The 23097-nt window shown below is 59.9% G+C and carries 19 protein-coding genes; 3 read left to right on the top strand and 16 right to left on the bottom strand.

Going from position 1 to position 23097, the window contains the following annotated elements; all coding sequences use genetic code 11:
* Positions 1-90 precede the first annotated feature (90 nt).
* From PSH97_RS27830 to tssA, 16 genes are all read right to left on the bottom strand, one after another.
* Complete coding sequence (locus tag PSH97_RS27830; RefSeq protein WP_305447511.1) at positions 91-372, bottom strand: hypothetical protein; 282 nt, start codon at positions 370-372, stop codon at positions 91-93.
* Positions 373-413: 41 nt separating this feature from the next.
* Positions 414-1013: a hypothetical protein gene (locus tag PSH97_RS27825; RefSeq protein ID WP_305447510.1), complete on the bottom strand. Its 600-nt coding sequence runs from the start codon at positions 1011-1013 to the stop codon at positions 414-416.
* A 21-nt stretch (positions 1014-1034) separates the two neighbouring features.
* On the bottom strand, positions 1035-5477 hold the full coding sequence (locus PSH97_RS27820) for an RHS repeat-associated core domain-containing protein (protein WP_305447509.1): 4443 nt from the start codon (positions 5475-5477) through the stop codon (positions 1035-1037).
* Positions 5478-5489: 12 nt separating this feature from the next.
* Positions 5490-5924, bottom strand: a complete 435-nt coding sequence (locus tag PSH97_RS27815) for a DcrB-related protein (protein ID WP_217856916.1) — start codon at positions 5922-5924, stop codon at positions 5490-5492.
* A gap of 18 nt (positions 5925-5942) precedes the next feature.
* Positions 5943-7880 (bottom strand): type VI secretion system Vgr family protein, encoded by a 1938-nt coding sequence (locus PSH97_RS27810; protein WP_305447508.1) that lies wholly within the window; start codon positions 7878-7880, stop codon positions 5943-5945.
* 170 nt (positions 7881-8050) lie between these two features.
* Positions 8051-10729 (bottom strand): type VI secretion system ATPase TssH, encoded by a 2679-nt coding sequence (gene tssH, locus PSH97_RS27805; RefSeq protein ID WP_305424462.1) that lies wholly within the window; start codon positions 10727-10729, stop codon positions 8051-8053.
* On the bottom strand, positions 10722-11774 hold the full coding sequence (gene tssG, locus PSH97_RS27800) for a type VI secretion system baseplate subunit TssG (RefSeq protein ID WP_305447507.1): 1053 nt from the start codon (positions 11772-11774) through the stop codon (positions 10722-10724). Before tssG ends, tssH begins: the two co-directional genes overlap by 8 nt.
* The gene (gene tssF, locus PSH97_RS27795; protein WP_305447506.1) at positions 11738-13597 is read right to left on the bottom strand and encodes a type VI secretion system baseplate subunit TssF; all 1860 of its coding nucleotides are present in this window, start codon (positions 13595-13597) and stop codon (positions 11738-11740) included. Before tssF ends, tssG begins: the two co-directional genes overlap by 37 nt.
* A complete protein-coding gene (gene tssE / locus PSH97_RS27790; protein WP_305447505.1) occupies positions 13594-14106 on the bottom strand; it encodes a type VI secretion system baseplate subunit TssE in 513 nt (170 codons plus the stop codon). The genes tssF and tssE overlap by 4 nt, the downstream gene beginning before the upstream one ends.
* A complete protein-coding gene (locus PSH97_RS27785) occupies positions 14100-14540 on the bottom strand; it encodes a hypothetical protein (RefSeq protein WP_305447504.1) in 441 nt (146 codons plus the stop codon). The genes tssE and PSH97_RS27785 overlap by 7 nt, the downstream gene beginning before the upstream one ends.
* Before the next feature lie 68 nt (positions 14541-14608).
* Complete coding sequence (locus PSH97_RS27780; protein WP_305447503.1) at positions 14609-15049, bottom strand: hypothetical protein; 441 nt, start codon at positions 15047-15049, stop codon at positions 14609-14611.
* A complete protein-coding gene (locus PSH97_RS27775) occupies positions 15046-15504 on the bottom strand; it encodes a type VI secretion system amidase effector protein Tae4 (RefSeq protein ID WP_305447502.1) in 459 nt (152 codons plus the stop codon). The genes PSH97_RS27780 and PSH97_RS27775 overlap by 4 nt, the downstream gene beginning before the upstream one ends.
* Positions 15505-15586: 82 nt before the next feature.
* Positions 15587-16075 carry an Hcp family type VI secretion system effector gene (locus tag PSH97_RS27770; protein ID WP_305447501.1) on the bottom strand — a complete coding sequence of 163 codons (489 nt, stop codon included), beginning with the start codon at positions 16073-16075 and terminating at the stop codon, positions 15587-15589.
* Between the two features lie 159 nt (positions 16076-16234).
* A complete protein-coding gene (tssC, locus tag PSH97_RS27765; protein ID WP_305447500.1) occupies positions 16235-17728 on the bottom strand; it encodes a type VI secretion system contractile sheath large subunit in 1494 nt (497 codons plus the stop codon).
* Positions 17729-17743: 15 nt separating this feature from the next.
* Entirely contained in the window at positions 17744-18253 is a 510-nt protein-coding gene (tssB, locus tag PSH97_RS27760; protein ID WP_007894500.1) for a type VI secretion system contractile sheath small subunit, read from the bottom strand.
* Between the two features lie 80 nt (positions 18254-18333).
* A complete protein-coding gene (tssA, locus tag PSH97_RS27755) occupies positions 18334-19365 on the bottom strand; it encodes a type VI secretion system protein TssA (RefSeq protein ID WP_305447499.1) in 1032 nt (343 codons plus the stop codon).
* A gap of 405 nt (positions 19366-19770) precedes the next feature.
* Here tssA and tagH point away from each other — a divergent pair, with 405 nt between their 5' ends.
* The 3 genes from tagH to tssK all read left to right on the top strand — a co-directional run bounded on the left by tagH (position 19771) and on the right by tssK (position 23096).
* Entirely contained in the window at positions 19771-21168 is a 1398-nt protein-coding gene (tagH, locus tag PSH97_RS27750; RefSeq protein WP_305447498.1) for a type VI secretion system-associated FHA domain protein TagH, read from the top strand.
* A gap of 64 nt (positions 21169-21232) precedes the next feature.
* The gene (gene tssJ, locus PSH97_RS27745; RefSeq protein WP_305447497.1) at positions 21233-21745 is read left to right on the top strand and encodes a type VI secretion system lipoprotein TssJ; all 513 of its coding nucleotides are present in this window, start codon (positions 21233-21235) and stop codon (positions 21743-21745) included.
* A 16-nt stretch (positions 21746-21761) separates the two neighbouring features.
* On the top strand, positions 21762-23096 hold the full coding sequence (gene tssK / locus PSH97_RS27740) for a type VI secretion system baseplate subunit TssK (RefSeq protein WP_305447495.1): 1335 nt from the start codon (positions 21762-21764) through the stop codon (positions 23094-23096).
* The last annotated feature ends 1 nt before the right edge of the window (position 23097 follow it).

Genomic DNA, 23097 nt, shown 5'->3' with positions numbered 1-23097 from the left:
GGCTCATCCGACGTAAGCGTCTGACGGCTGCGTAATCGTTGCGCTTGTGGAGCAATTCGATGCCTTCCATTGCACCTTTCTCCGTGTCGGTTACGGCATACTCATCAGCGCCATTCTCAGGCGTTTGATCAGCTTCGGATTCTTGAGGCAATCGGCCGGCCGTTTGTTACCGAGGGCGGGCACTTTCTGTTCGATCCACCACAACCCTTCGTCAAGCCCTCTTTTACCGTTGAGGACGACCGCCATATCGAGGTTGCCATCCAAGGCTTTCGCCAGCGTGCGGGCGTCGTCGTCGATATAGTCCTCTTCATACAACTGCACAAAACTGTGCCAATCGGAATCGCCGGGGTATTCGTCTTCCAGTTGTTCCATCTTCTGCGCTCATTGGCCGGGTCAGATCCATGACCTAAAGATTAACCATAAAAATAATCAAAAAACCGTTCGAAATTTTCTTTCCCAAGCAGGGGGCTGACTTCCTTTGTGAGTAATTTCACGAACTTGCTGGAAAGTTCGTCATCATCGTTATAGATCTCAAAGATTTCGAATTTGCCGTGGACAACCTCAATCAATTTGGCAAAAGCGAAAAAGAAATCAGCCAATGAATCGGCAATTTTGAAAGGCAAAGCGACGTCATAGCTGGCAAATACAGGTGTACCCTCAATGTCGGTAACAGCGATGACAGGTTTACCGCCTCCGATATCATCCATAAATACTACAAAGCTGGCTGGCCAGCGTGGGTTGAGCTGCGACTTGTTTGAATTGCCATCCCACTTGTAGCCCACTTGGTCATCTTCAAGGGTGTTCAGGTCAAAAAAACGTATCGGAGTCAAACCTGTTTCTATCTCTATACCCACAGGCTCGTAGTTGTCATAGAAAAAATCAGTTTCGACAGAGCGTCCAAGCGTTTGCGGCCATGTGGCGTTGACTTGGCCATTCTTTTCGAAGCTGCCATCCAACTGGAACTTCTTGTGGATACGGCGCAGCTCTATCAATGCCTTTTCTAACGCACTCATGTTCATTCTCCGAGTAAAAATTCAAGTGCCGCATTTAGGCTTGCCGGGTGTTTTAAGGCGGTCAATCAAGCGTCCCTTTCCAGCGTTGCCGTAGTTACCGCGGTGCCCCTGAGGACTATTCAAATGCTCGTCCACACCGCTTGGGTGTTGCGCGTTCTGCAAGAATACAATATTCCTTGGATCGCCTTTCCAGGCTTTACCCAATGTTCCGTTGCCTTCGACACTGTTGATATGGTGTCCGGTATAGCCTGCTTTAGACATTTTGGAGTTCAGTTGCGCGTTGCTCTTGGTGTCCAAAATCATATCGCGCTCGGCCGCGGTCCAATCCCTTGAGCCACCGCCGCGTGAAACAAGCTCCCGTTCCTGACCCCAGGCACGGTTAATGGCTGTTCCTCGTCCACCAGGCTTCGGTTTGACGGTTTCTCTAGGCTTATAACGCACCAGGTCCTGCGGGTTTAACCCGAGCGGGTCTATCCACATTAATGGATTGGTTGCGTAGAGGTAGAGGTTAAGCCCTCCAGTGAGTCCTATGGGATCGGGTGTCGTAAATCGTCCAACATCCGGGTCGTAGAATCGGAAAGTGTTGTAGTGCAGCCCGATTTCCCGATCCAGATATTGTCCTTGGAATCTCAGGTTCTGCTCTTCTATGTAATAAGGCTCACGGATTTCTTCAACCGTATTGCCCCATACCTGATAGCGAGCCTGCCAGACCGTTTGACCGTTCGCCTCCGAAAGCTGCTCAGGCAGACCATTGAGGTCGTTGTGGTAATAGCGCACTTTCTGTTGCGCGCCTGACCCATCAATTCGGGCTATAGGTTCGTGGCCTTGGTTCCCATAGATGTAAAGGCTGGTCTGGGAGTGCTTGTACTCCTGTAGCAGGCGCAGGCCATCCCAAGTAAAGCGGGTTTCACTCAGGAGATACCCATTGCCGTCATAAGTGGCTTTGGTAACGCGCCTGCCTAGAGGGTCATAGGTCATCCGCACGACCGATGCGCGTCCAGCATGATCATTGCGCACTTCAATCAGGCGGTGTTCGGCGTCGTATGCGAAGCGTTGCGTTCCGCGAAGGCTACTGCGCTTCTCGATCATTCGGCCGAAGCCGTCATAGCGATAGCGTTTGTCCTGATAGGTCAGTAGCTTGTTATGCACCACCAGCCCAGAGCCTTGTTGCGGCCCGTCGAGTAGGTTCGCAGCGTCATCGTACGCAAAGGTTTCACGTTGCCCGCGCAGACTATCTTGGCTGGCGATAATTCTATCGGTGGCATCGTAATGAAATAACTGCCTGTTTTGGTCACCGGATTGCTGGTCAAGCTTGCCAATCAGATTATCTGTTGGGTCGTACTCGAATTGTTTTTGCGCAGTTGTGGTCAGCGGGCTTTGCCCACGTTTAAGAGAACGCAAGCGACCGCAGCGGTCATATTGGCTGCGAGTGGTTATATGACCTTGGGTGCGAAGCACTTCACGGTGCAGTCGATCGCGCTCGAAATCGCTGATGACCTGTCCGTCGACATTGATCTGGTGAAGGTGGCCACTTCCGTAATACAACCGATTAAGCCAGCAACCGTCAGGCGTTTTTGTCTGGATCAGGTTGCCCAGTTCGTCGTAACGATATTGCAGACTGCCGGCCGAGCTTTGCTCTTCAACCAATTGACCCAGTGCGTCGTAAACAAAACCCAATGATTGTTGCTGGCCAGTCTTATCGATAAAGCTGACAGCCGTAAGTTGATCCAACGGGTTATAGGTGTACTCGGTACGTCCATCATCGGTCACCTTCGCCACCAGACGCCCCATGGCGTCGCGTTCAAAACGATGGATGATCGGGGCTTCGGATGTTGTGGGCACCAAAGCCATGCCGTTGCCATAAGGCGCCGGAACAGTTTCCACCACCGCAATATTGTTCAGCGCATCGTAGGTGTAACGACGAGAACTGCCATCAAGATCATGCTGCTCGGCTACACGGTCATTGGCATCCCAAGCGAAACGATAATGTTCGCCGTTTTCGTTGGTCAGGACTTGGAGACGCCCATAGCTGTCATAGACGAATTGCACCTGACGTCCATGAGTGTCGACACGCCGGCATACTTGGCCCCGGCGATTACGCTGGTAGTGCGTGGTGTGCCCGGCCGGGTCGGTATAACCGGTCAATTGGCCGCTGCTATCGCGCTGGAGGCGTTCAACGCGTCCATCAGGTAATTGACTGGTCAGCAAGCGCCCCTGAGTGTCATAACTGAACAGGGTGCGTTCGCCCATGGCGTCAGTGATGACCTGCAAATAACCCCGATCGTCGTACCGGAAGCGAGTTGGGTAGCCAGAACAGTCGATATGTTCGCTGAGTTGGCCGAAGACATTCCATTTAAGCCTTTTGCTTTTACCTGTGGCATCGATGATTTCTACCAGTTGCCCGCGGTCGTCATAACGGTACTGAGTCACTTGTCCCAGTGGGTCGGTTTCGCCAATGCAATTACCCCGCTGGTCATACCGTAGTTGCCAACTGTTGCCTGCACTGTCCGTTCCTGCGACGGGCAAGGCCCAGTGCTTGAGCCATAAGGTCGATTCACTGCGGCCCAGCGGGTCGGTTTCGCCGATCAGGTTGCCGGCGTCGTCGTAGCTGTATTCATAGCGCCCGCCCTGCGGGTCGGTGGCGTTGAGCAATTGGCGTTCGTCGTTCCACTCGAACTGCCAGGTCTGGCCGAGGTTGTCGGTGTATTCGGTGATCTGGTGCTGGGCGTTCCAGCGCCGTGTGCTGACGCGTTGCAGACCATCGGTGATGCGCGTGACACCGGCGACGAGGTCATAGTCGAACTGGTAAGTGTCGCCCTCATCGGTCCAGTGCCCGACCACGCGCCATTCCTTTTCCTCGATGCAAGCCCACTGATAAAAACAGCGAAGGCCTGTGGGCAACTGATGCTCAGTCATCCGCCGCTCACTGTCGTAAACGAAACGACGCTGTACCTGGCCTGCGGTATCGCGAACTTCTATCAGGTTGCCTGAGGGATCGTAGCCATAACTCACCAACACTTCGCGGCGCTGGTCCGGGTAGACCCGCTCCATCTGACTGACTCGTGTCTGAAGGTAGATCAATTCCACCTGAACCAAGTCAAAGGTGTCGCGCAGTTTTACAAGGCGTCCGGCGTCGTCATAGTCGAGGTGAACCCGGTTGTCATTGCGATCACCCAGCTGGCTAAGACGCAATGCCGATGAGTTCCCAGGTGTTGCATCGAACAGTCGATACAGTCCGCTATCGCTTTCAATCAACAACTGCCCATTGATGTGGCGCCGAACACTCAGCCCTTCACCGGCACTGAACACCGCGCCACCCAAGGGGATCGACCCCATGTCGATGCGCCGGCCCTGCTCATCGGTGTACACCAGCGTTTCGCCGCCCTCCGGGTGAGGCAGGATTTCAACGCACACCTCGTAGGACACGCTCCAACCGGCGCCGAACAGACCGTCGCGGCGTTCGTCGCGGCTGTTGTAGAAGCGCTGCCAATCGATCGGCAAGATGCCCGGCAACATGAAGTCCAGCTCTTCATCGCCTCCCAGCACCTTGGCCCCGGTCGCAGCATGCACCGGGTTCGACGAGCCCATGGCCGCGTTGGCCATCGCGCCCATCGCGCTGCTGACGGCCATCGACGTCGCGCCACCGACCAGCATGCACGGCAATTTGCTGAAGAACTTGCCCTTGCCGCCCTTGAGCATCAGCAGCGCGGTGACCGCCAGCCCCACGCCCGGGGTCTTGCCGCTGCGGATCTCACGCACCACCACCGAGCCGCCGCCGATGGTCACGTTGGATGAGATCAGCCCGGAGCCCACCACCGTGGCATCGCAGGTGGTGCGGTCGCCGCTGCGCACGGCGGGTTGGCCGTTGATGGTGACTTTGTCCGAGCCCTCGGCGAGAAATTGCGGCGGCATCGGCGGATGCTTCATGCAGACGACCAGGTCCAGCGGCTTGGGCACCGCGCCCGGTGCCGGGGTGGCGATGGTGGGGCGCCACATCTGGGAGAAGAAGCTCTCGGCCATGTCCAGGTAACTGGGCTCGGCTTCCGGCTCGGGTGCCTCCAGCTCGGTGCCGGCCGGCGCGACATGGGACGGGATCGCCCCGGCGGCGCGGGCGGCAGGGATGTTATTGGTCAGGGTGTTGGTGGAGCCGGTGAGAATGTTCGCCTGCACCGTGGGCGGAAACAGCGCGTTACTGAAGCTCTCGCATAAATTGCTCAGGCCCTTGTCGGCCCCGGTCTTGCTCATGGCGAGGCCGACGATCGTGCCCACCACCAAGCCGAGCACGACGCAACCTAACCCCCCGGTGACGACCGTGATGCCCGTGGCCGCCACCACGGCAGCGGTGGCCACTGCGGTGATTGCAATGTTGGCCGCCACCTCCAGCACGCCGCCAAGAATGTCGGCCATCATTGAGGTGTGGCTGAGTGCATCGCCCAGGCGGGCGGCCCAGAGTGCGTCAGACATGCAGGGTGCTCATCAGGCCGGAACGTCGAACAACAGCGAACTCTTGATGGTCGCCCAATGCGCGGCTTCGGCATCGCCGAGTTTTTCGGCCTTCACGTAGCTCAGGGCGAGCATTTTGCGGGTGCCGGGCAACACCAGTGCCAACTGGTATTGGAAGACTTTGTCGTTGCCCTTGTTGAACTGGCTGCGCAACTCGATGCCTTCGACTTCCTGGCTGGCGCCCAGACGCACGGCGACGCCCGGTTGAAAACGCAAGTCTTGCACTTGTTTTTCCAGGCGCTTGAGCTGGTCGTCGAAGTTGCTTTGCAAGGTTTCGCCCTCGGCCAGCAAGCTGCGGCTGACAATCAGCGAAGTGCCCAGTTCAGGGAACTTGAGGATGTTGATCGACGCGTCTTGCAGTTCGCTTGCCGGCAGTTGGAACTGGAATTCATTGATTCGGTAAGTCATGGAACACAGATCTCGTGATTAGCCCTTGGGCTTGGGAAACGCGGCATTGATGTTGGCGTCGATGCTGGCCTTGACGCCCTGACCATCAGGCGTGGCGCCAGCGCCGCCGCCATTGTTCAGGTGCAGCACGCCGCCGGTGTTGAATTCGGCATCACCGCTGGCATAGAAGCTGATTTGCACGCCGGTCAGGTTGATCTGGCCGCTGGCATTGAGCTCCAGGATGCTTTCACCACAGACCAGCCGCAGGTTCTCACCCACTTCAATGACGTAGCTCTGGCTGATGCTGTCGGTCTTGCGCTGACCCACCGAAAGAATGTCTTCCTGTTTGACGATACGCAGGCGGTTGTTGCCGATGGTCACCGTCTCGTCATGCCCAATGCTTTTGTTGCGGTCGTGGCCCACCGAGTGGCTTTCATCCACCTCGACCACGATGTCCTGATTGCGCTCGGCATGGATGTACAACTGCTCGGCGCCTTTCTTGTCTTCCATGCGGATTTCGTTGAAGTTCGCCGGCGTGCCGCCCTTGCTCGAACGGCTTTTCATGCCGCTTTGGGTGGCGTTTTCGGGCAAGTCGTAGGGCACGGTTTGTTCGGCGTTGTAGACGCGACCGGTGATGATCGGCCGATCCGGGTCGCCTTCGAGAAAGCTGACGATCACTTCCTGGCCGATCCGTGGGATCTGCATCGAGCCCCAGTTTTTACCGGCCCAGGATTGCGACACGCGAATCCAGCACGAACTGTTTTCGTTGGACTGGTCGTGGCGGTCCCAATAGAAATGCACTTTCACCCGGCCGAACTGGTCGGTCCAGATTTCCTCGCCCTTGGGGCCGACCACCAATGCGGTCTGCGGGCCTTTGACGATGGGGCGGTGGGTGTTGGGCAGGGGCCGGTAGCTTTGTTGCGCGTCAATGCAGGTCAGGCTGCTTTCGAACTGCGCCGAAGCGGCGATGCCACCGGTTTCCCCGCTTTCCTGAGAGATGTAGTAGCGGGTGCTGGCGATCAGGTATTCGCGGTTCTGGTCCTGACGGCTGAAGCCCGTGAGGCTGAACAAATGACCCGATCCCAGACCCCGGGCGTTGCCGGCGAACTCGACCTGTTCGTGCAGGGTCTGCAAGGCTTCGATGCGGGTGCGGGCGTAATGTTCGCCGTCTGCGCTTTGCACATAGGTGCCGGGATAGTCATACAGCGGATAGTCGCCGGCGGTGTGCGGACGAGGCATGGCCGAGCGCACGTCAATGCGCGCGCTGGGGCGCTGGAAGTCATAGTCGTTGAGTTCCAGCGAGCCCGGCTGGACTTCCTGGGCCAGGTGCCAATCGTGGATGTGATCGCGTTCGCGCTGCTGTTCATTCTTGGGGTAGTAGGGCACCGAGGCGTAGCCGGGCACGCTGGTGTGGGCGCCGTAGGCATCGGCCAGCACCAGCACATGACGACCCTGTTCATGGCGGAAGAAGTAATAGATCCCTTCCTGCTCCATCAGGCGGCTGACGAAATCGAAGCTGGTTTCGCGATACTGCACGCAGTATTCCCACTCGCGATAGGGCCGGCTCAGGGCATCTTCGAAATCGGAAAAACCCAGGTCGCGAAACACCTGCTTGATGATCTGCGGGATGGTCAGGTTCTGGAAAATCCGGCAATCGGAGGTACGGGTCAGCAGCCATAGCCACGGCCGCAGCGTGGCCTGGTAGCTGGCGAACTGGCCCTGGTCGACGTTCTGGCTGCAACGGGCAACGATGCCATGGAAATAGCGCTCGCCACCGCCGTCCAGTTGCAGGCTCAGGCACATGGGTTTGCCCAGCAGCTGGTTGAGGTCGATGGCGTTGTCCAGCGAGTGCAGCTGCAGCTCATAGTTGAACAGCCGCCCCAGCTCTTCGCCGCCGCCCATGTCCTTGAGCAACAGCACATCCGGCCCCAGGGGGCTGGTGATTTTTGCCAGGCGTGAGAGTTGCTTGAATAGCATCAGTTATCCCGTAAACGTTGTAATCGCCGCGCCGCTTTTCCCTGCCGTAACCGGATCAAATGTGGGAGCTGGCTTGCCTGCGATAGCGGTGTGACATTCAGCATTGATGCCGATTGATACACCGCTATCGCAGGCAAGCCAGCTCCCACACTGACCGCATTCCTCCAGGGCTATGCGGCGTCGCTGAAGTCGTAGTGCAATTCGTTATCCCGGGCGCTGATCCGCACGCCGGCCAGCGCCTTGCCTTCGAGCATGCGAGTGAGGAATTCGCGGCTCATGTCCGGCAGCAGGCTGTTGGTCAGAATGGTGTCGATCATCCGCCCACCGCTTTCGGTTTCGGTGCAGCGGGAGACGATCAGGTCGATCACCGCGTCGTCGTAATCGAAGGCCACTTTGTGGGTGTTCTCCACGCGCTTTTTGATGCGGTTGAGTTGCAGGCGGGTAATGGCCTTGAGCATCTCGTCGCTGAGCGGGTAGTACGGAATGGTCACCAGGCGGCCCAGCAATGCCGGTGGGAAAATCTCCAGCAGCGGCTGGCGCAGGGCCTTGGCGATCGCTTCGGGTTCAGGCACGTTTTGCGGGTCTTTGCAGACCTGGGCAATCAACTCGGTGCCAGCGTTGGTGGTCAGCAGGATCAAGGTGTTCTTGAAGTCGATCACCCGACCTTCGCCGTCCTCCATCACGCCTTTGTCGAAGACCTGGAAGAAGATTTCGTGCACGTCCGGGTGGGCTTTTTCCACCTCGTCCAGCAGCACTACGCTGTAGGGTTTGCGCCGCACGGCTTCGGTCAGCACGCCGCCTTCGCCATAGCCGATGTAGCCCGGTGGCGCGCCCTTGAGGGTGGACACGGTGTGAGCTTCCTGGAATTCACTCATGTTGATGGTGATGACGTTCTGTTCACCGCCGTACATGGCTTCGGCCAGCGCCAGGGCGGTTTCGGTCTTGCCCACGCCGGAGGTGCCGGCGAGCATGAACACGCCAATCGGCTTGCTCGGGTTGTCGAGGCCGGCGCGGGAGGTCTGGATGCGCTTGGCGATCATCTGCAAGGCGTGGTCCTGGCCGATGATGCGTTTCTTCAGGTGCAGGTCGAGGTTGAGCACGGTTTCCAGTTCGTTACGGGCCATGCGGCCCACCGGAATCCCGGTCCAGTCGGCGACCACCGAGGCCACGGCCTGGTAATCGACCGTCGGCAGAATCAGTGGGGTTTCGCCTTGCAGGGTGCTGAGGCGCTGTTGCAGGTCCACCAGTTTTTCGCGCAAGGCGTGGCTGGTCTCGCTGCCGTCCTCGCTGTCCACCACACCGACGCGCTCGCGCAGGGTGGCGCGGGTGGCGAGCAATTCGTCTACCAGGGTTTTCTCTTCGGCCCAGCGACTTTCCAGCTCGGCGAGGCGTTCGCGTTCGGCACTCAGCAGGTTTTCGCTTTGGGTTTGGCGGGCGCCGATGACGATGCCGATGGCATGCTCGCGGGCGATGATTTGCAGTTCGGTTTCCAGCGCCTCGATGCGGCGACGGCTGTCGTCCACTTCGGCCGGCACGGCGTGCAGGCTGATGGCGACCCGGGCGCAGGCGGTGTCCAGCAGGCTCACGGATTTGTCCGGCAACTGGCGCGCGGGGATGTAGCGATGGGACAGCTTGACCGAGGCTTCCAGGGCTTCGTCGAGGATCTGCACCTGATGGTGTTTCTCCATGGTCGAGGCCACGCCGCGCATCATTAGCAACGCCTTGTCTTCGGACGGCTCGGCGACTTGCACCACCTGGAAGCGGCGGGTCAGGGCCGGGTCTTTCTCGATATGCTTTTTGTACTCGGCCCAGGTCGTGGCGGCCACGGTGCGCAGGGTTCCCCGGGCCAGGGCCGGTTTGAGCAGGTTGGCCGCGTCCCCGGTGCCGGCGGCGCCACCGGCACCGACCAGCGTGTGGGCTTCGTCGATAAACAGGATGATCGGTTTTGGCGAGGCCTGGACGTCTTCGATAACCTGGCGCAGGCGCTGTTCGAATTCACCTTTCATGCTCGCGCCGGCCTGCAACAAGCCGACGTCGAGGCTGCGCAGTTCCACGTCCTTGAGCGCCGGAGGTACGTCACCGGCGACGATGCGCAGGGCAAAACCTTCGACCACGGCGGTTTTACCGACGCCGGCTTCACCGGTCAGAATCGGGTTGTTCTGCCGACGGCGCATGAGGATGTCCACCAGTTGGCGGATTTCTTCGTCACGCCCGACAATCGGATCAAGCTTGCCGCTGCGGGCCTGCTCGGTGAGGTCGACGGTAAAACGCTTGAGCGCTTCCTGCTTGCCCATGGCGCTTGGGGCCATGGCGCCGCTGGCTTCACCGGGCACGCTGCCTGCGTTGAAACCATCGCTGGCGCTGAGCGCATTTTCCGGCGAGTCGCCGACGTACTCATCAAAACGCTCGCTCAGGGCCTCGACCTTGATCTTGTCGAACTCTGCCGACAGCCCCAGTAGCCCATGGCGCAGGCTCGGCGTCTTGAGGATGCCCAGCACCAGGTAACCGGTACGCACCTGGCTTTCGCCGAACATCAGGCTGCCGTAGACCCAGCCACGTTCCACAGCTTCTTCCACATGGGAGGACAAGTCAGTGATTGAAGTCGAGCCCCGTGGCAAACGGTCCAGGGCTTCGGTCAGGTCACGAGCCAGGCGCGCCGGCTCGATATTGAACTGACGGATGATGCGGTGCAGGTCCGAGTCCTGCAATTGCAGCAACTGATGAAACCAGTGGGCCAGTTCCACATAAGGGTTACCGCGTAGCTTGCAGAACACGGTGGCGGCTTCGATGGCTTTGTAGGCCACGCTGTTGAGTTTGCCGAACAACGCGGCGCGACTGATTTCACCCATGCTCATGGCTCCTTGAGATCTGTGAGGTGTTGGCCTGCTCGGCGTAATGCCGGGCCAGTATTAAATCCTTGGCATCTTTTTCGGGTTGGCCCAGCCAGGTATTGAAACCCAAGCGGAACTGGCGATTGAGTTGCAGCGCCGGTACTTCGGGCTGTTTCAGAATCAGGTTCAGATCCCAGTCCAGTTCATGGCCCAGGTATTCGGCCACCCAGGCCACCAGCTCATTGAAGGGTTGGCTACCGGGCAGCATGCTCATGTAGTCATCCAGCTTGAGTGGCCCCAGGCGAATGCGGAATTTGTGCTGGCGATCCCAGACATAACGGCCCAGGCAAAAATCCACGCCCAATTGATGGGCGCTGACGCCCACGCGGCTGCGTTCCGGCAGCTCCAGCCATTGGCCGACGTATTCTTCGATCTCCACCGGCAGGCCGAAGTACTCACTGAGAATGGCCTTCAAACCGTCCGGGTAGCGGGTTTGTGCCGACAGATGACCGCTGTAATGCAACTTCGCCGTGTCGGGGATCAGCCCTTGTTTGAGCAGGCTCGGCATGCCCCGGCCGCTCAGTGCTGCCAGGCGTGCCGACCAGTAGTCATCGTCCGGGCGGTCATGGCTGACCGTCGGCCGCGCTTCGGCCCAGGCCCGATAAAACAGGCTCAGCAGGCGGTGATGGAACACATCCAGGAAGCGTTTACTGGTGCTGTCGGCGTTGTTGCGCTGGCGTTCGCGCACATATTCGGTGAGGTGCAGCGGCAATGGGCCGTTGGGGCCGCCGAGGCCGAAAAAGAACTGCTCCAGGCGCGCCGGCGCACCGTCGACGCCCGGCTGTACCGACGCCAGGGTCGCCGGGGCAAAGGTGCAATCGGCCTGTTGCCCAAGGCGCAGCGGATCATCGGCCAGGCGCAACGAGTGGCCCAGGCGCGGCAGTTCAGGCGATTCGCACTCGATGCGCCGCAACGCCTGGAAGAAGTCGTATTCCCAGGGCTCCTGGTGCATCGCATCCAGGGTATTCACAGGGTCGGACGGCGTCCGGGCTTGGCTTTCCATCGCATGATCTCGCCGCGTTCGGTGGTACGGATCACCGTCTCGGTAAAACTGTTGATCGACACGTAGCGTGCCAGGAAGCGCTCGAACACTGCACCGAGCAAGAAGACTCCTGTGCCGCGAAACGCGTTTTCATCGAATTCCAGGGTGATCTCCAGACCACGACCAAACACGATCGGGCCCGGCATTGGCAAGCGTCGGGTACAGGCCTTGCTGCTGACTTCGCGCAGGCCTTCGATCTGCAATTGCAACGCCGCATCGTTGCTGTCGCCATACAGGCGCAGCAGTTCGCGCAGGGCGGCGGCGCCCTGGCCTTGCTCGCTGAGGGACAAGTAATTGAGCGACAGCTGGCTGATCAACCGCCAGGCCTTTGCGTCGTGGGCATGGCTGGCACGTGGGCGACTCGGGCCTGCCACGCAGCGCACCGCCGCTACCGGTGCGCTGTCGGCCAGGGTGAAATCGGTCTTGCTGTTGCCCACGCTCATGAACAGCGGCAGGTCGCGGTTGGTGCACAACGCTGTTACGCCCAGTTGGCGCAGGTCGTGGCGATAAGGCGCCTGCTGGCTGTCCACCAGGCTGACGAAGGTTTCGCTGCCGATGTAAGTCGAACGCGGGCCGTTGCGCCGCTGGCCGCTGGACAGCACGCGGGGTTCGCGTCGCACGGTGTACCAGGCCTGATCGCGGCCGTAGCGAGACGGATCGCGTACCGCATAGAACGGCAAAAAAGGCTGCTCCGACCCAGTGCCGTGGCCGGTGAGGGTGGTCAGGGAATGAATCTCGAAATCCATCGGCCGGGTGCGGTCGGCGATCACATGGTGTTCATTGACCCGTTCCGACAAGTGGATGCGATCCAGGCGCTTGGGAAACAAGTTGATGGCCGGGGTGCAGAACGGCAGGAACTGCGCGGCTCCGACGCTGCCTTCCAGGCTCGGATCGTGACGGTCGAACAGCACGATCAATTCCAGTTCCTGGCCGTCGCAGCGTTTGACCGCCCGACTCAATTGGGTGAAGTCGACAAACAGAAAGCGGTGGGGCAGGGCGAAATATTCCTGCAACAGGCGATAGCCCTGGAAGGCCCGCGAGACCACTGGCAGCGCGGCGTCGCTATCGTCGAATCCCTGGGAGCGCAGTGCGTCCTGCGGCAGGCGTTCCACCCAATCACCACCGGGCTGACGGGCGAACACGGCGCAGACGTTGCCCAGCAGCTGTTCGTAGAGGCGGAAGGGCTGCTCGTCTGCGCCGTTGAGGTACAACGGCAGGTTGTCCAGGGCCAGACTGTTGAACGGCAGTTCGGCGCCGGTGCGCAGGGTCAGGCGCAGGCCGGCTTTGGCCTTGGGTTCGCTGGCGGCCAGACGCCCGAGCATGGCAGACGGGTTGCCGAAGTACTCGGCCTGGCTGACCTGCAACGGCCACAACGTCACCGCGTGGGCGGTGCGGTACTCGCAGCAGGTTTGGGTTTCGCGGCCCAGGGCGGCGCGCAGGACCGTGTCCCGGGGCAGCGGGAAGCCGCTGCTCAGCGAGCCTTCATCGGGGTCGGCCTGCAATTGCACCACGGTCATCGACGGTGTCGGCGCCAGGTAATGGGGGTATGCGATTTCCAGCAGGTTATGAGTGAAGGTCGGGTATTCGGCATCGAGCTTGAGCTGTACCCGCGCCGTCAGATAAGCAAACCCTTCCAGCAAGCGCTCGACGTACGGGTCGGCGCAATCCATGCCGGACAACGTCAGCCGACTGGCGATTTTCGGATATTCCTGGGCGAACTCCGCCGCGCTTTCGCGCACGTGGTGCAATTCCTGGTTGTACAGTTCCAGCAGACGCGGGTTCATGAGCGTCTCCGCTGATCGGCGTTGACCACTCGCACATGGCCGGATTCCAGGTCCAGGTCGGTTTGCAGCATCAGGCGCAGCGGCACTGGCTGGGCCCAAAGATCGCCTTCGATCTCGAAACTCAGGGCGTTGTGGTTCATCTCGGCGGATGCCCGGGCCCGCACGCGCAAAGTGTTACGCAGAATCCGCGGTTCGAACGTGGCGATGGCCTGGTGGATCAGCGCTTCAAGCGCTGCAATATCGACGTTCGACGCACTGTTGCCGGCCAGGGCTGGCAGCCCGAAGTTGACCACCGACGTGCCGGCCGGGGTGTGCAACGTCGCATCGGCGCTGAGCAACGAAGTGGTGTTGAGCAGCCACGCCAGGTCACGCAGCACCGAGGCTTTGAGTTGGGTCAGGGAGAGCACGCGCTTGTCGGCGCTTTCCTTGAGGTTGCTCGGGTCGTCGTCGGTCAACCGGTCCAGCAGGGACGGTTGCAGGCGATCGCGGGTGGCGATTTCGGTTACCACGAGAAATGCGCCACGAAATTTTTCTGGTCCATGACGCCGGTCATACAGCCAGCACTATGGGCGACCTTTGACACTTCCATGGGCTGGCCTTTGATTTGGCGGATGGCCTGATACCGAGCGTCACAATCACGGCTCGGAAGGGGCTCGGGCGTGGAGTGCTCCACGATAATGATTTGGGCGTTGTTGAAGGTTTCGACCCGTGGCTGGCCCTTGCGATCGACACTCAGAAAACAAGGCCATGGCATGTCTAGTTTCAAGATGCTTTGGTCCTGTTTGCGTAACGCACATTGCTGATCGTGGTTTTCCAGAGTCAACGTTTGTCCCGCGACAATGACTTGATTGCTGGGGGCAGCAAGTGGTTGCTGCCCGGCCCAGGCATCGAGGCTCCACGGCAGGCAGCCAGACAGCAGCATCAACAGGGTTCGTTTGATCATTTCAACCCTCAAAGCCCAACCTGTTTTGCGCGATGCGCAGAGTCGTGAGTGATTGCATGCGAAGTCGTCTACCAAGTGAAAAGCGCTGTGTAGTCTTTCTGATCGCCTGCACCGCGCAGGCAACTGGCACTGCGAGAAACCACCGAAGGTTCGAGCTGACCTTTGATCTGGCGTACGGCGCGGTACTCGGACCGACAGTCGCGACTGTTGGCAGGGTCAACGCTTATGTGCAGCACGATGGCAATCGGCACATTGTTGAAGGACTCGACGTGCGGCTTGCCTTGGCGGTCGACCGCAAATTGGCAAGGCCATGGCATTTCGAGCGGCAGCACGCTCTGATCCGGTTTACGCAACACGCAGCGCTGCTGGTCGTTCTCCAGTGTCAGCTGTTGTGCGCCCAGGGTGACTACCTGGTCCGCGGCAGCAGACGGGGCTTGCTGGTCGGCGCACGCGGATACACTCGACAATACGCAACACAGGAGCACAGCGTTTCGGCTGGACTTGATCATGTCAGCTCCCAGAACCAGATGGCTCGGGATCGGTAGGAAGGATCGCTGTACCGGCCGATGGTCAGGCCGCGATTCCACAGGTCGATATGGTCGCCGGTGCGACTGTCCGATGACTCTCCTGTCTGCTGGAAACAATCCTTGAAGAAGATGAGTCCGGTCTTGTCTTGTAGCTTGCGGCGTTCTTCGGCACTTCCACCAAGAATCAGTGGCCGCCCCAGATGATGCTTCCACAACCAGTTCGCCAGCGACTCGGCACCCCGCGCGTGCTCATGTGCACACTTGGGTTCGGTATAGGTGGACTTGTTGACCTTGATGGTCAGCTCTGCATTGAGCGTCATGCTCATGCGGATAGCACACTGGTTTGCCCAAGGGCCATCACAGGGCTTTGCGTCAGGATACGTAACCAGGAGATCGGAATACGCTTTCCACAAATTAATAAACGAAGGCTTGGCCATGACTCAGACACCGGATGGGAAAGGATTGGATTCGAGCAAGCACCAAAACACCCCCGGCGTATAACGCCGGGGGCATCTTCGATTACACCTTGACGTTCTGGCGGATGTTCCAGCCGAACTTGACCGGCCCGCCTTCCTTGGTGCCATCGGCTTTTTGCGGCTGGTAGTCCACCAGCACCTTGGCAAAGTTCAGGGTGACGTTTTCGGTCAGGCGATCATCGCTGCCCGAGCCGCCGGTGCTCAGGGAAGTGATCAGCACTTCTTCCAGGTTGATGATCATGTACTCGACCTGGCTTTCGCCGCCGGCCTTGCGCACGGTCAGCTTGACCTTGTCGATGTGCTTGCCGCTGGCGCAATGCATCATCAGGTTCGGTGTGGCCTTGTCGACGTATTTGGTCAGCGACAGGTCCTGGATATTCACCTTGCCGGCACCGCCGCCGCTGCCCACGTGCATGTTGCCGGACTGAGCCATGCCCCAGCTCCAGTTCAAGACGTCGATCTCGTCCTTGTGGGCCTTGTCCATGGACTCGCCCTTGATGTCGCCGATCTTGATGAAAATATCAACAGCCATGTTTTCTCCCTGTGTGGTCTCTACCACATTGTGTTTTTGCTGATCGTTCCCACGCTCTGCGTGGTAACGCATCGGGTGACGCTCTGCGTCACTGGGACGCGGAGCGTCCCGGGCGGCATTCCCACGCAGAGCGTGGGAACGATCACATCAAGGGCGTTTTTATGCGCCTTTGGCCGAAGGCAGCTTGGATACCAGGCGCAGCGACACGGTCAGCCCTTCGAGCTGATAGTGCGGGCGCAGGTAGAACCTGGAGTTGTAGTACCCCGGGTTGCCTTCCACGTCCTCGACGATTACTTCGGCCGCCGCCAATGGGTGTTGGGCCTTGGTGGTTTCGGTGGAGTGCGCCGGGTCACCGTCGACGTAGTTGAGGATCCAGTCCTGCAACCAACGCTGCATTTCGTCCTTCTCTTTGAAGGAGCCGATCTTGTCGCGCACGATGCACTTCAAGTAATGGGCGAAACGGCAGGTGGCGAACAGGTACGGCAGGCGCGCGGCCAGGTTGGCGTTGGCGGTGGCGTCCGGGTCGTCGTATTCGGCCGGTTTCTGCAACGACTGGGCTCCGATGAACGCGGCGAAGTCAGTGTTTTTCTTGTGCAGCAGCGGCATGAAACCGTTCTTCGCCAGTTCCGCTTCGCGGCGGTCCGAAATGGCGATTTCGGTCGGGCATTTCATGTCCACGCCACCATCGTCAGTCGGGAAGGTGTGCGCCGGCAGGTTTTCCACTTCACCGCCAGACTCCACGCCACGAATGCGCGAGCACCAGCCGAAGTGTTTGAACGAGCGGTTGATGTTCACCGCCATCGCGTAAGCGGCGTTGGCCCACGTGTACTTGGAGCTGTCGGCACCGTCGGTGCTTTCTTCGAAGGCGAAGGCCTCCACCGGATCGGTCTTGGCGCCATATGGCAGACGCGCGAGGAAGCGCGGCATGGTCAGGCCGATGTAGCGCGAGTCTTCCGATTCGCGCAGCGAGCGCCAGCCGGCGTATTCCGGGGTGGTGAAGATTTTGGTCAGATCGCGCGGGTTCGACAGTTCCTGCCACGAGCCCATGCCCATCACGGTCGGCGATGCGGCTGCAATGAACGGCGCGTGCATGGCGGCGCAGACTTTCGACAACTCGCCCAGCAACTCGACATCCGGCGGCGACTGGTCGAAGTAGTAATCGCCCACGAGGCAACCGTAAGGTTCACCGCCGAACTGGCCGTATTCTTCTTCGTACATCTTCTTGAAGATCGGGCTCTGGTCCCACGCGGTGCCCTTGAATTTCTTCAGGGTCTTGTGCAGGTCAGTCTTGGAGATATTGAGCACGCGAATCTTCAGTTGCTCATCGCTCTCGGTGTTGTTGACCAGATAGTGCAGGCCACGCCAGGCACTTTCCAGTTGCTGGAAATCGGGGTGGTGGATGACCTGATTGACTTGGGCGGTGAGCTTGGCGTCGATGGCGGCGATGATTGATTCGATCGACTTGATGGCGTCGTTGGACACCAGGTCGGTCTGCGCCAAGGCCTGTTCGGCCAGGGTGCGCACGGCGGTTTCGACGGCTTCGCGAGCGCGTTCGGTCTTGGGTTTGAATTCTTGCAGCAGCAGGGAGGCGAACTCGCTGGCTTCTTCGGTGGTGCCCAGTGTCTGAGCGTCTGCACGTACTGAATCGGTCATGATCATTCGTCCTGATTAAGCCTGAGGCTCGGCTGGCTTCGGCGCACTGGCAAGCGCCTGGAGCAGCGCCGGATCCTTGATGGCCTTCATGATGATTTCTTCGGCACCGGTCTTGCCGTCCATGTAGGTCAGCAGGTTGGCCAGTTGGGTGCGCGCTTCGAGCAACTTGTTCAGCGAGTCGACCTTGCGCGCCACGGCGGCCGGGCTGAAGTCGTCCATGCTTTCAAAGGTGATGTCCAGGCTCAGGTTGCCTTCGCCGGTCAGCTCGTTGGGCACGTGGAACGCGACGCGTGGCTGCATGGCCTTGAGGCGCGAGTCGAAGTTATCGACATCCACTTCGAGGAACTTGCGATCGGCCACAGGCGCCAGAGGCTCGGCGGGCTTGCCGGCGAGGTCCGCCATCACGCCCATGACGAAGGGCAACTGGACCTTTTTCTCGGCGCCGTAGAGTTCGACGTCGTACTCGATCTGCACTCGAGGCGCGCGGTTGCGCGCGATGAATTTCTGAGAACTTTGCTTCGCCACGTTGCTGCTCCTGGTCGCTCAAGCGACGGTGTTGGCGTCATCGGCGGTACCGGTGACGTGACTGCGTGATCCGTTCGCTTTTATTCGCCGTCTGGTCCGCGCAGGTTTTCAAATTGGCTCATGCCGTCGGGAATCAGGTTGCGCACGATGGCCGCAAAGTCGGCGTGCACCAGATTCTTCGCCCGGTTCAACAGCACCGGCAGCGGGCTGGAGGGCTCATGACGGGTGTAATACGCAAGAATCCGGTCCAGGCTGCGCAGCACGTCGTCGCGGTTGTTGATTTCGCCGCTGCTGGTGCCGGTGTTGCGCGGTGTGCTCGGCGCGGTGGCGTATTCAACCCGCGCGGCACTGTCGTCGCTGATGGAATCGGGCAGGGGGCTGTCGCCGCTCTGTGGGGCGAACTGGCCGAGAATCTGCAAGGCCATTTTGAGCGGTTGCTTCAACGGGCCAAGGTCAACGCCCTGGGCGGAACCGACTTGTTCGCTGATTTGTTGCTCGATGGCCTCGGCGACGCTGCGGGCCTCATGCAACGCTGCGCGGGTGATTTCCAACTGTTCGGGATCGCTGTCCAGGAACGCCCCGGCGAGCTGCTCGGCGCCGAGGTTTTCGTCAGGGAAGCTTTGCAGGCCGCTGGCATTGGCGGCGGCGCGCAGGCTGACGGCACCAAAGGTTCGCGAACGGGCCAGGATGCTCTCGCGCAGCAGGCGAATGGTGGCATCGGACGTCAGGCCGGCGAGGGCATTGATGCGCACGGTGGGGTCGTTGTTGTCTTCGGCATCCAGGCGTGGATGCAGGTCGGCCCAGTATTGCTTGAGCAATTCGCTGATCAGCGTCAGGACGCGGGCCAGGCCGGTGACGCCTTCGAGGGCAAGCGAGCTTTGCAAAAGGAAATGGGTGATGCGCAGGTCTTTGCTGCGTTGCAACAACTCCAGACTTTGCTGCTGGATGCTGCGCCATTCGGGGGGGGCGGCAGGCAATATCGAATCGCCCATGCTGCGCTCGGGCTGGCCCAGGGAATCGCGTTCCAGGCGCAAAAAATCCGCGTCATATTCCAGATCTTCACCACAAGGCGAAGTCGCGGAAACGGCGGCGAGCAACAAAGGCACTTCCACTGAATTTGATCTCCCTATCGCCCGACTGACAGAGCCGGGCAGTTCACATGTTAGTTCCAGTTGGAACTTCACATGCTTCCTTGAGTGTAATAGCCCTTTGGATGCGTAATGATCTTAAAGTGCCATCATCTATATTCAAGAAGTTATGCATTTTTGGTGTAGTACTTATGGCTTGTCAAGGTAAGCTATTTCCTCTGTGTGACAGATGTGAGGTGCTTAACAACCCGCGCGACTGGTTGGTCGAGGCGGGCACTGATGCAGGTTTTTTGTCACGCAAGCCGGTTAAGATCAGCAATCATGCTGGTAAAAAGCCGTTTTCGAGGTTGTTTGCAAGGTAGTCGGACCGAGTCTAACGGGAGTAAATCCCGATTCGCCCGCGCGCAAAGTGTTCAGCAAGGAGGCAAGATGTCGCTGTGTTTGACTATCACTAGTTATCACAAAATTACCCCTGGCCAATGCCCTGAGAAATCCATGGATCAGGGTGTGATGGCAATAGGCCGCAATTCTGATAATGACTGGGTATTGCCCGACCCAGAGCGCTTGGTTTCCGGAAAACATTGCGTTATTCAATATAAAGATGGCCGGTATTACTTAACTGATAACAGCACTAACGGTGTGGAATTGGTCAAGGCCGGTATTCGTCTGCGCAAGGGCAACAGCGAGCCGTTGCAAGATGGCGAAGTTATCCGCATCGGTGATTATGAAATCCAGGCGCGTATCGATTTCAGTCTGCCAGTGACCGACGGCAACCCTTTCGCCGATTCGTCCAGCAGCTTCGAGGCCCTGATGGGGCGTCAGGGTGCCGTCGTGAATACGCCGACGTCGTTGCCCGTGACACCTCCTGCACATTTTCAGGGCGTATCGGCCATGGACACGATGCCGGACCTGTTCGACTTTCTGACACCGACCAGCGTCCCGCCGGCCACCCAGCCCGACCATGTCCCGGCCGAGCAACACGACTTCCGCCCACCGACCCCGATCCCAGACCCAACGCCCGTGGCCGAGCCTGTGCCGCCGGTGTCGGCCCCGTTGATTCCGGAAGATTGGGACCTGTTCAGCGACAAGCCTGCTCCGGTGATTGTCGCCCCCCTGCCTGTTGCAGAGGTTGCACCACCGCCCGTACCTCACATCAGCGTACCGATCGAGTCGGCACCCCTGCGCGAACCGCCCGTGGCCATCGTCGAACGCCCGGTCGCCCCGGCCGACAATGCTCAACCCGACCTGTTGCAAGCCTTTCTGCGCGGTGCCGGGCTGGATCAGTTGCGCCTGGACAAGGCCCAGGCCGAAGCGCAGATGGAAAGCATCGGCCGCAGTTATCGGCTGATGGTCGAAGGCCTGATCGATGTCTTGCGCGCCCGTAGCAGCCTCAAGGGCGAGTTCCGCATTCAGCAGACGATGATTCAGCCGGTGGAAAACAATCCGCTGAAATTCGCTCCCAACGTCGATGAAGCATTGCTGTTGCTGTTGCGCCACAGCAATCAGGCGTTCATGGCGCCGGACCTCGCTGTGCGCGACAGTTTCGATGACTTGCGTGCCCACCAATTGGCGGTGATGGCCGGCGTGGAAGCTGCGATCAAGCACCTGCTGGCGCGCTTCGAGCCGGCGCAACTGGAAGAGCGCATGGGCAAGCCCGGTGGCCTGTCGAGCATTTTCAATGGCTCGCGACAGGCCCAGTACTGGCAGCAGTTCACCGAGCTCTACAGCAATATTTCCCGCGAGGCCCAAGAGGATTTCCAGGACCTGTTCGGTCGTGAATTCAGCCGCGCCTACGAAGAGCACAGTACAAGGCAGCGCCACGGCTGAGCGTCGCCACCTTCATAGCAAAGAACGGAACAACGGATAGCTGAAACGTCATTGAGGACGCAGGATGATTCCCAGGTTTTTACTCGCAGTCGCCACCGCGCTTCTGCTGACCGCATGTGCCAAGGATGCGGCCAAACCCCAGCCCGAAGGGGTTGAGGCCGAGGCCGACACGGCCGCCGTCGAGTTGCACTTTCACGCCATTGCCGGGCTCAACCCCGGCGCCACTGGCCAGCCAGCCCCGGTCCGGGTGCGTATTTTCGAATTGAAAAATGCCGCCACCTTTGGCCGTTCCGATTATTTCGCACTGGCCGAACGGGCCCAGGCGACGCTCGGCGCAGACCTGATCGACCAGGACGAAGTGCTGATCCAGCCCGGGCAGCAGTTGAGCCTGCAGCGCGACCTCGACCCGGCCACCCGCCATATCGGCGTACTGGTGGGGTATCGCGAGCTGGATCAGTCGTTGTGGCGCGCGGTGATGAATGTCCCGCCGCGTCAATACACCGAATACCAGATCAGCCTCGACGTGCGAGCCGTGCGCAGCACCGTCGTGGTTTCCCCATCCAGCCCTGCCCAATAAGCACTCGGAGCCCCCCATGTCCTGGAACAATCGTGTGGTCTGGTCGGAAGGCATGTTCATTGGAACGCAGCACTTCCAGCAGCATGACCGATACCTGGAAAACCTCATCGACGCCCGGAGCCGCCCGTTGTCGGCCGGCGCCTGGGGTTTCTCCGAATTGCTGATCGACCAGGGTCTGCTGGCCCAGGGCAAACTGGCGATCATCTCGGCGCGGGGCCTGTTGCCGGACGGCACGCCATTCAACATTCCCCAGGACGACCTGGCACCGAGCCCGCTGAACATCGACGACAACCTGCGCGATGGTCTGGTGTACCTGGCTTTGCCGCTCAAGCGCGCCGGTGCACGTGACACCGTTGATGACGGCGAAACCCTGGGCGCTGCGCGCTACGTGAGCCAGGTGCGCGAAGTGCGGGACGACAACGCGCCATTCGAAAACCGTGCGCCAGTGGCTGTGGGTTCGAGAGCGCTGCGATTATTGACGGCTCAGGATGGCATCAGCGACTACGCCGCCATCGGCCTGGTACGAATCAAGGAGAAGCGCGCCGACCGCGCCCTGGTGCTCGACGACACTTACATCCCGCCACTGCTGGATGTGGTCGCTTCCAAACCCCTGGCCGCGTTTCGCAGCGAGCTGCTGGGCCTGCTGCATCAGCGCGGCGAAGCCCTCGCCGGGCGGGTGGTGGCGTCCGGTGCCGGCGGTGCCTCGGAGATTGCCGATTTCATGCTGCTGCAACTGGTCAACCGTGCCCAACCGCTGATCCAGCACTTGAGCCAGTTGAGCCCGTTGCACCCCGAGCGGTTCTACAGCGAGCTGGTGAGTCTGGCCGGCGAGTTCTCGACCTTTACCGCTTCCGGGCGGCGACCCCAGGAATACCCGCAGTACCAGCACGATGACTTGGCGCTGAGTTTCGCCCCGGTGATGCAAGCCCTGCGTGAGGCGCTGTCGATGCTGATCGACAGCAAGGCCACGCCGATTCCGATTGTCGAAAAAGCCTACGGCGTCCATGTGGCGATGCTGGCCGACAAGTCCCTGCTCGACAGCGCCAGCTTCATCCTGGTGGTGCGCGCCGACGTACCCGCCGAAACCCTGCGCAGCCACTTCGGCCAACAGAGCAAGGTCGGCTCGGTGGAGCACATCCGCAACCTGGTCAACCTGCAATTACCGGGCATTGGCCTGCTGCCGCTGCCGGTGGCGCCACGGCAGATCCCGTATCACGCCGGCTCCACTTATTACGAGCTGGACCGGGGCAGCGAGCATTGGCAGCAACTGGCCAACTCCGGCGGTTTTGCGTTCTACATCGCGGGGCAATTCCCGGGGCTGAACCTGGCTTTCTGGGCGATCCGAGGATAAA

Source organism: Pseudomonas cucumis (assembly GCF_030687935.1).
In the GTDB taxonomy this organism is placed as follows: Bacteria; Pseudomonadota; Gammaproteobacteria; order Pseudomonadales; family Pseudomonadaceae; genus Aquipseudomonas; species Aquipseudomonas cucumis.
Note: the sequence above shows the minus strand (reverse complement) of the source record. Positions and strands in the feature narration are given on the sequence as shown.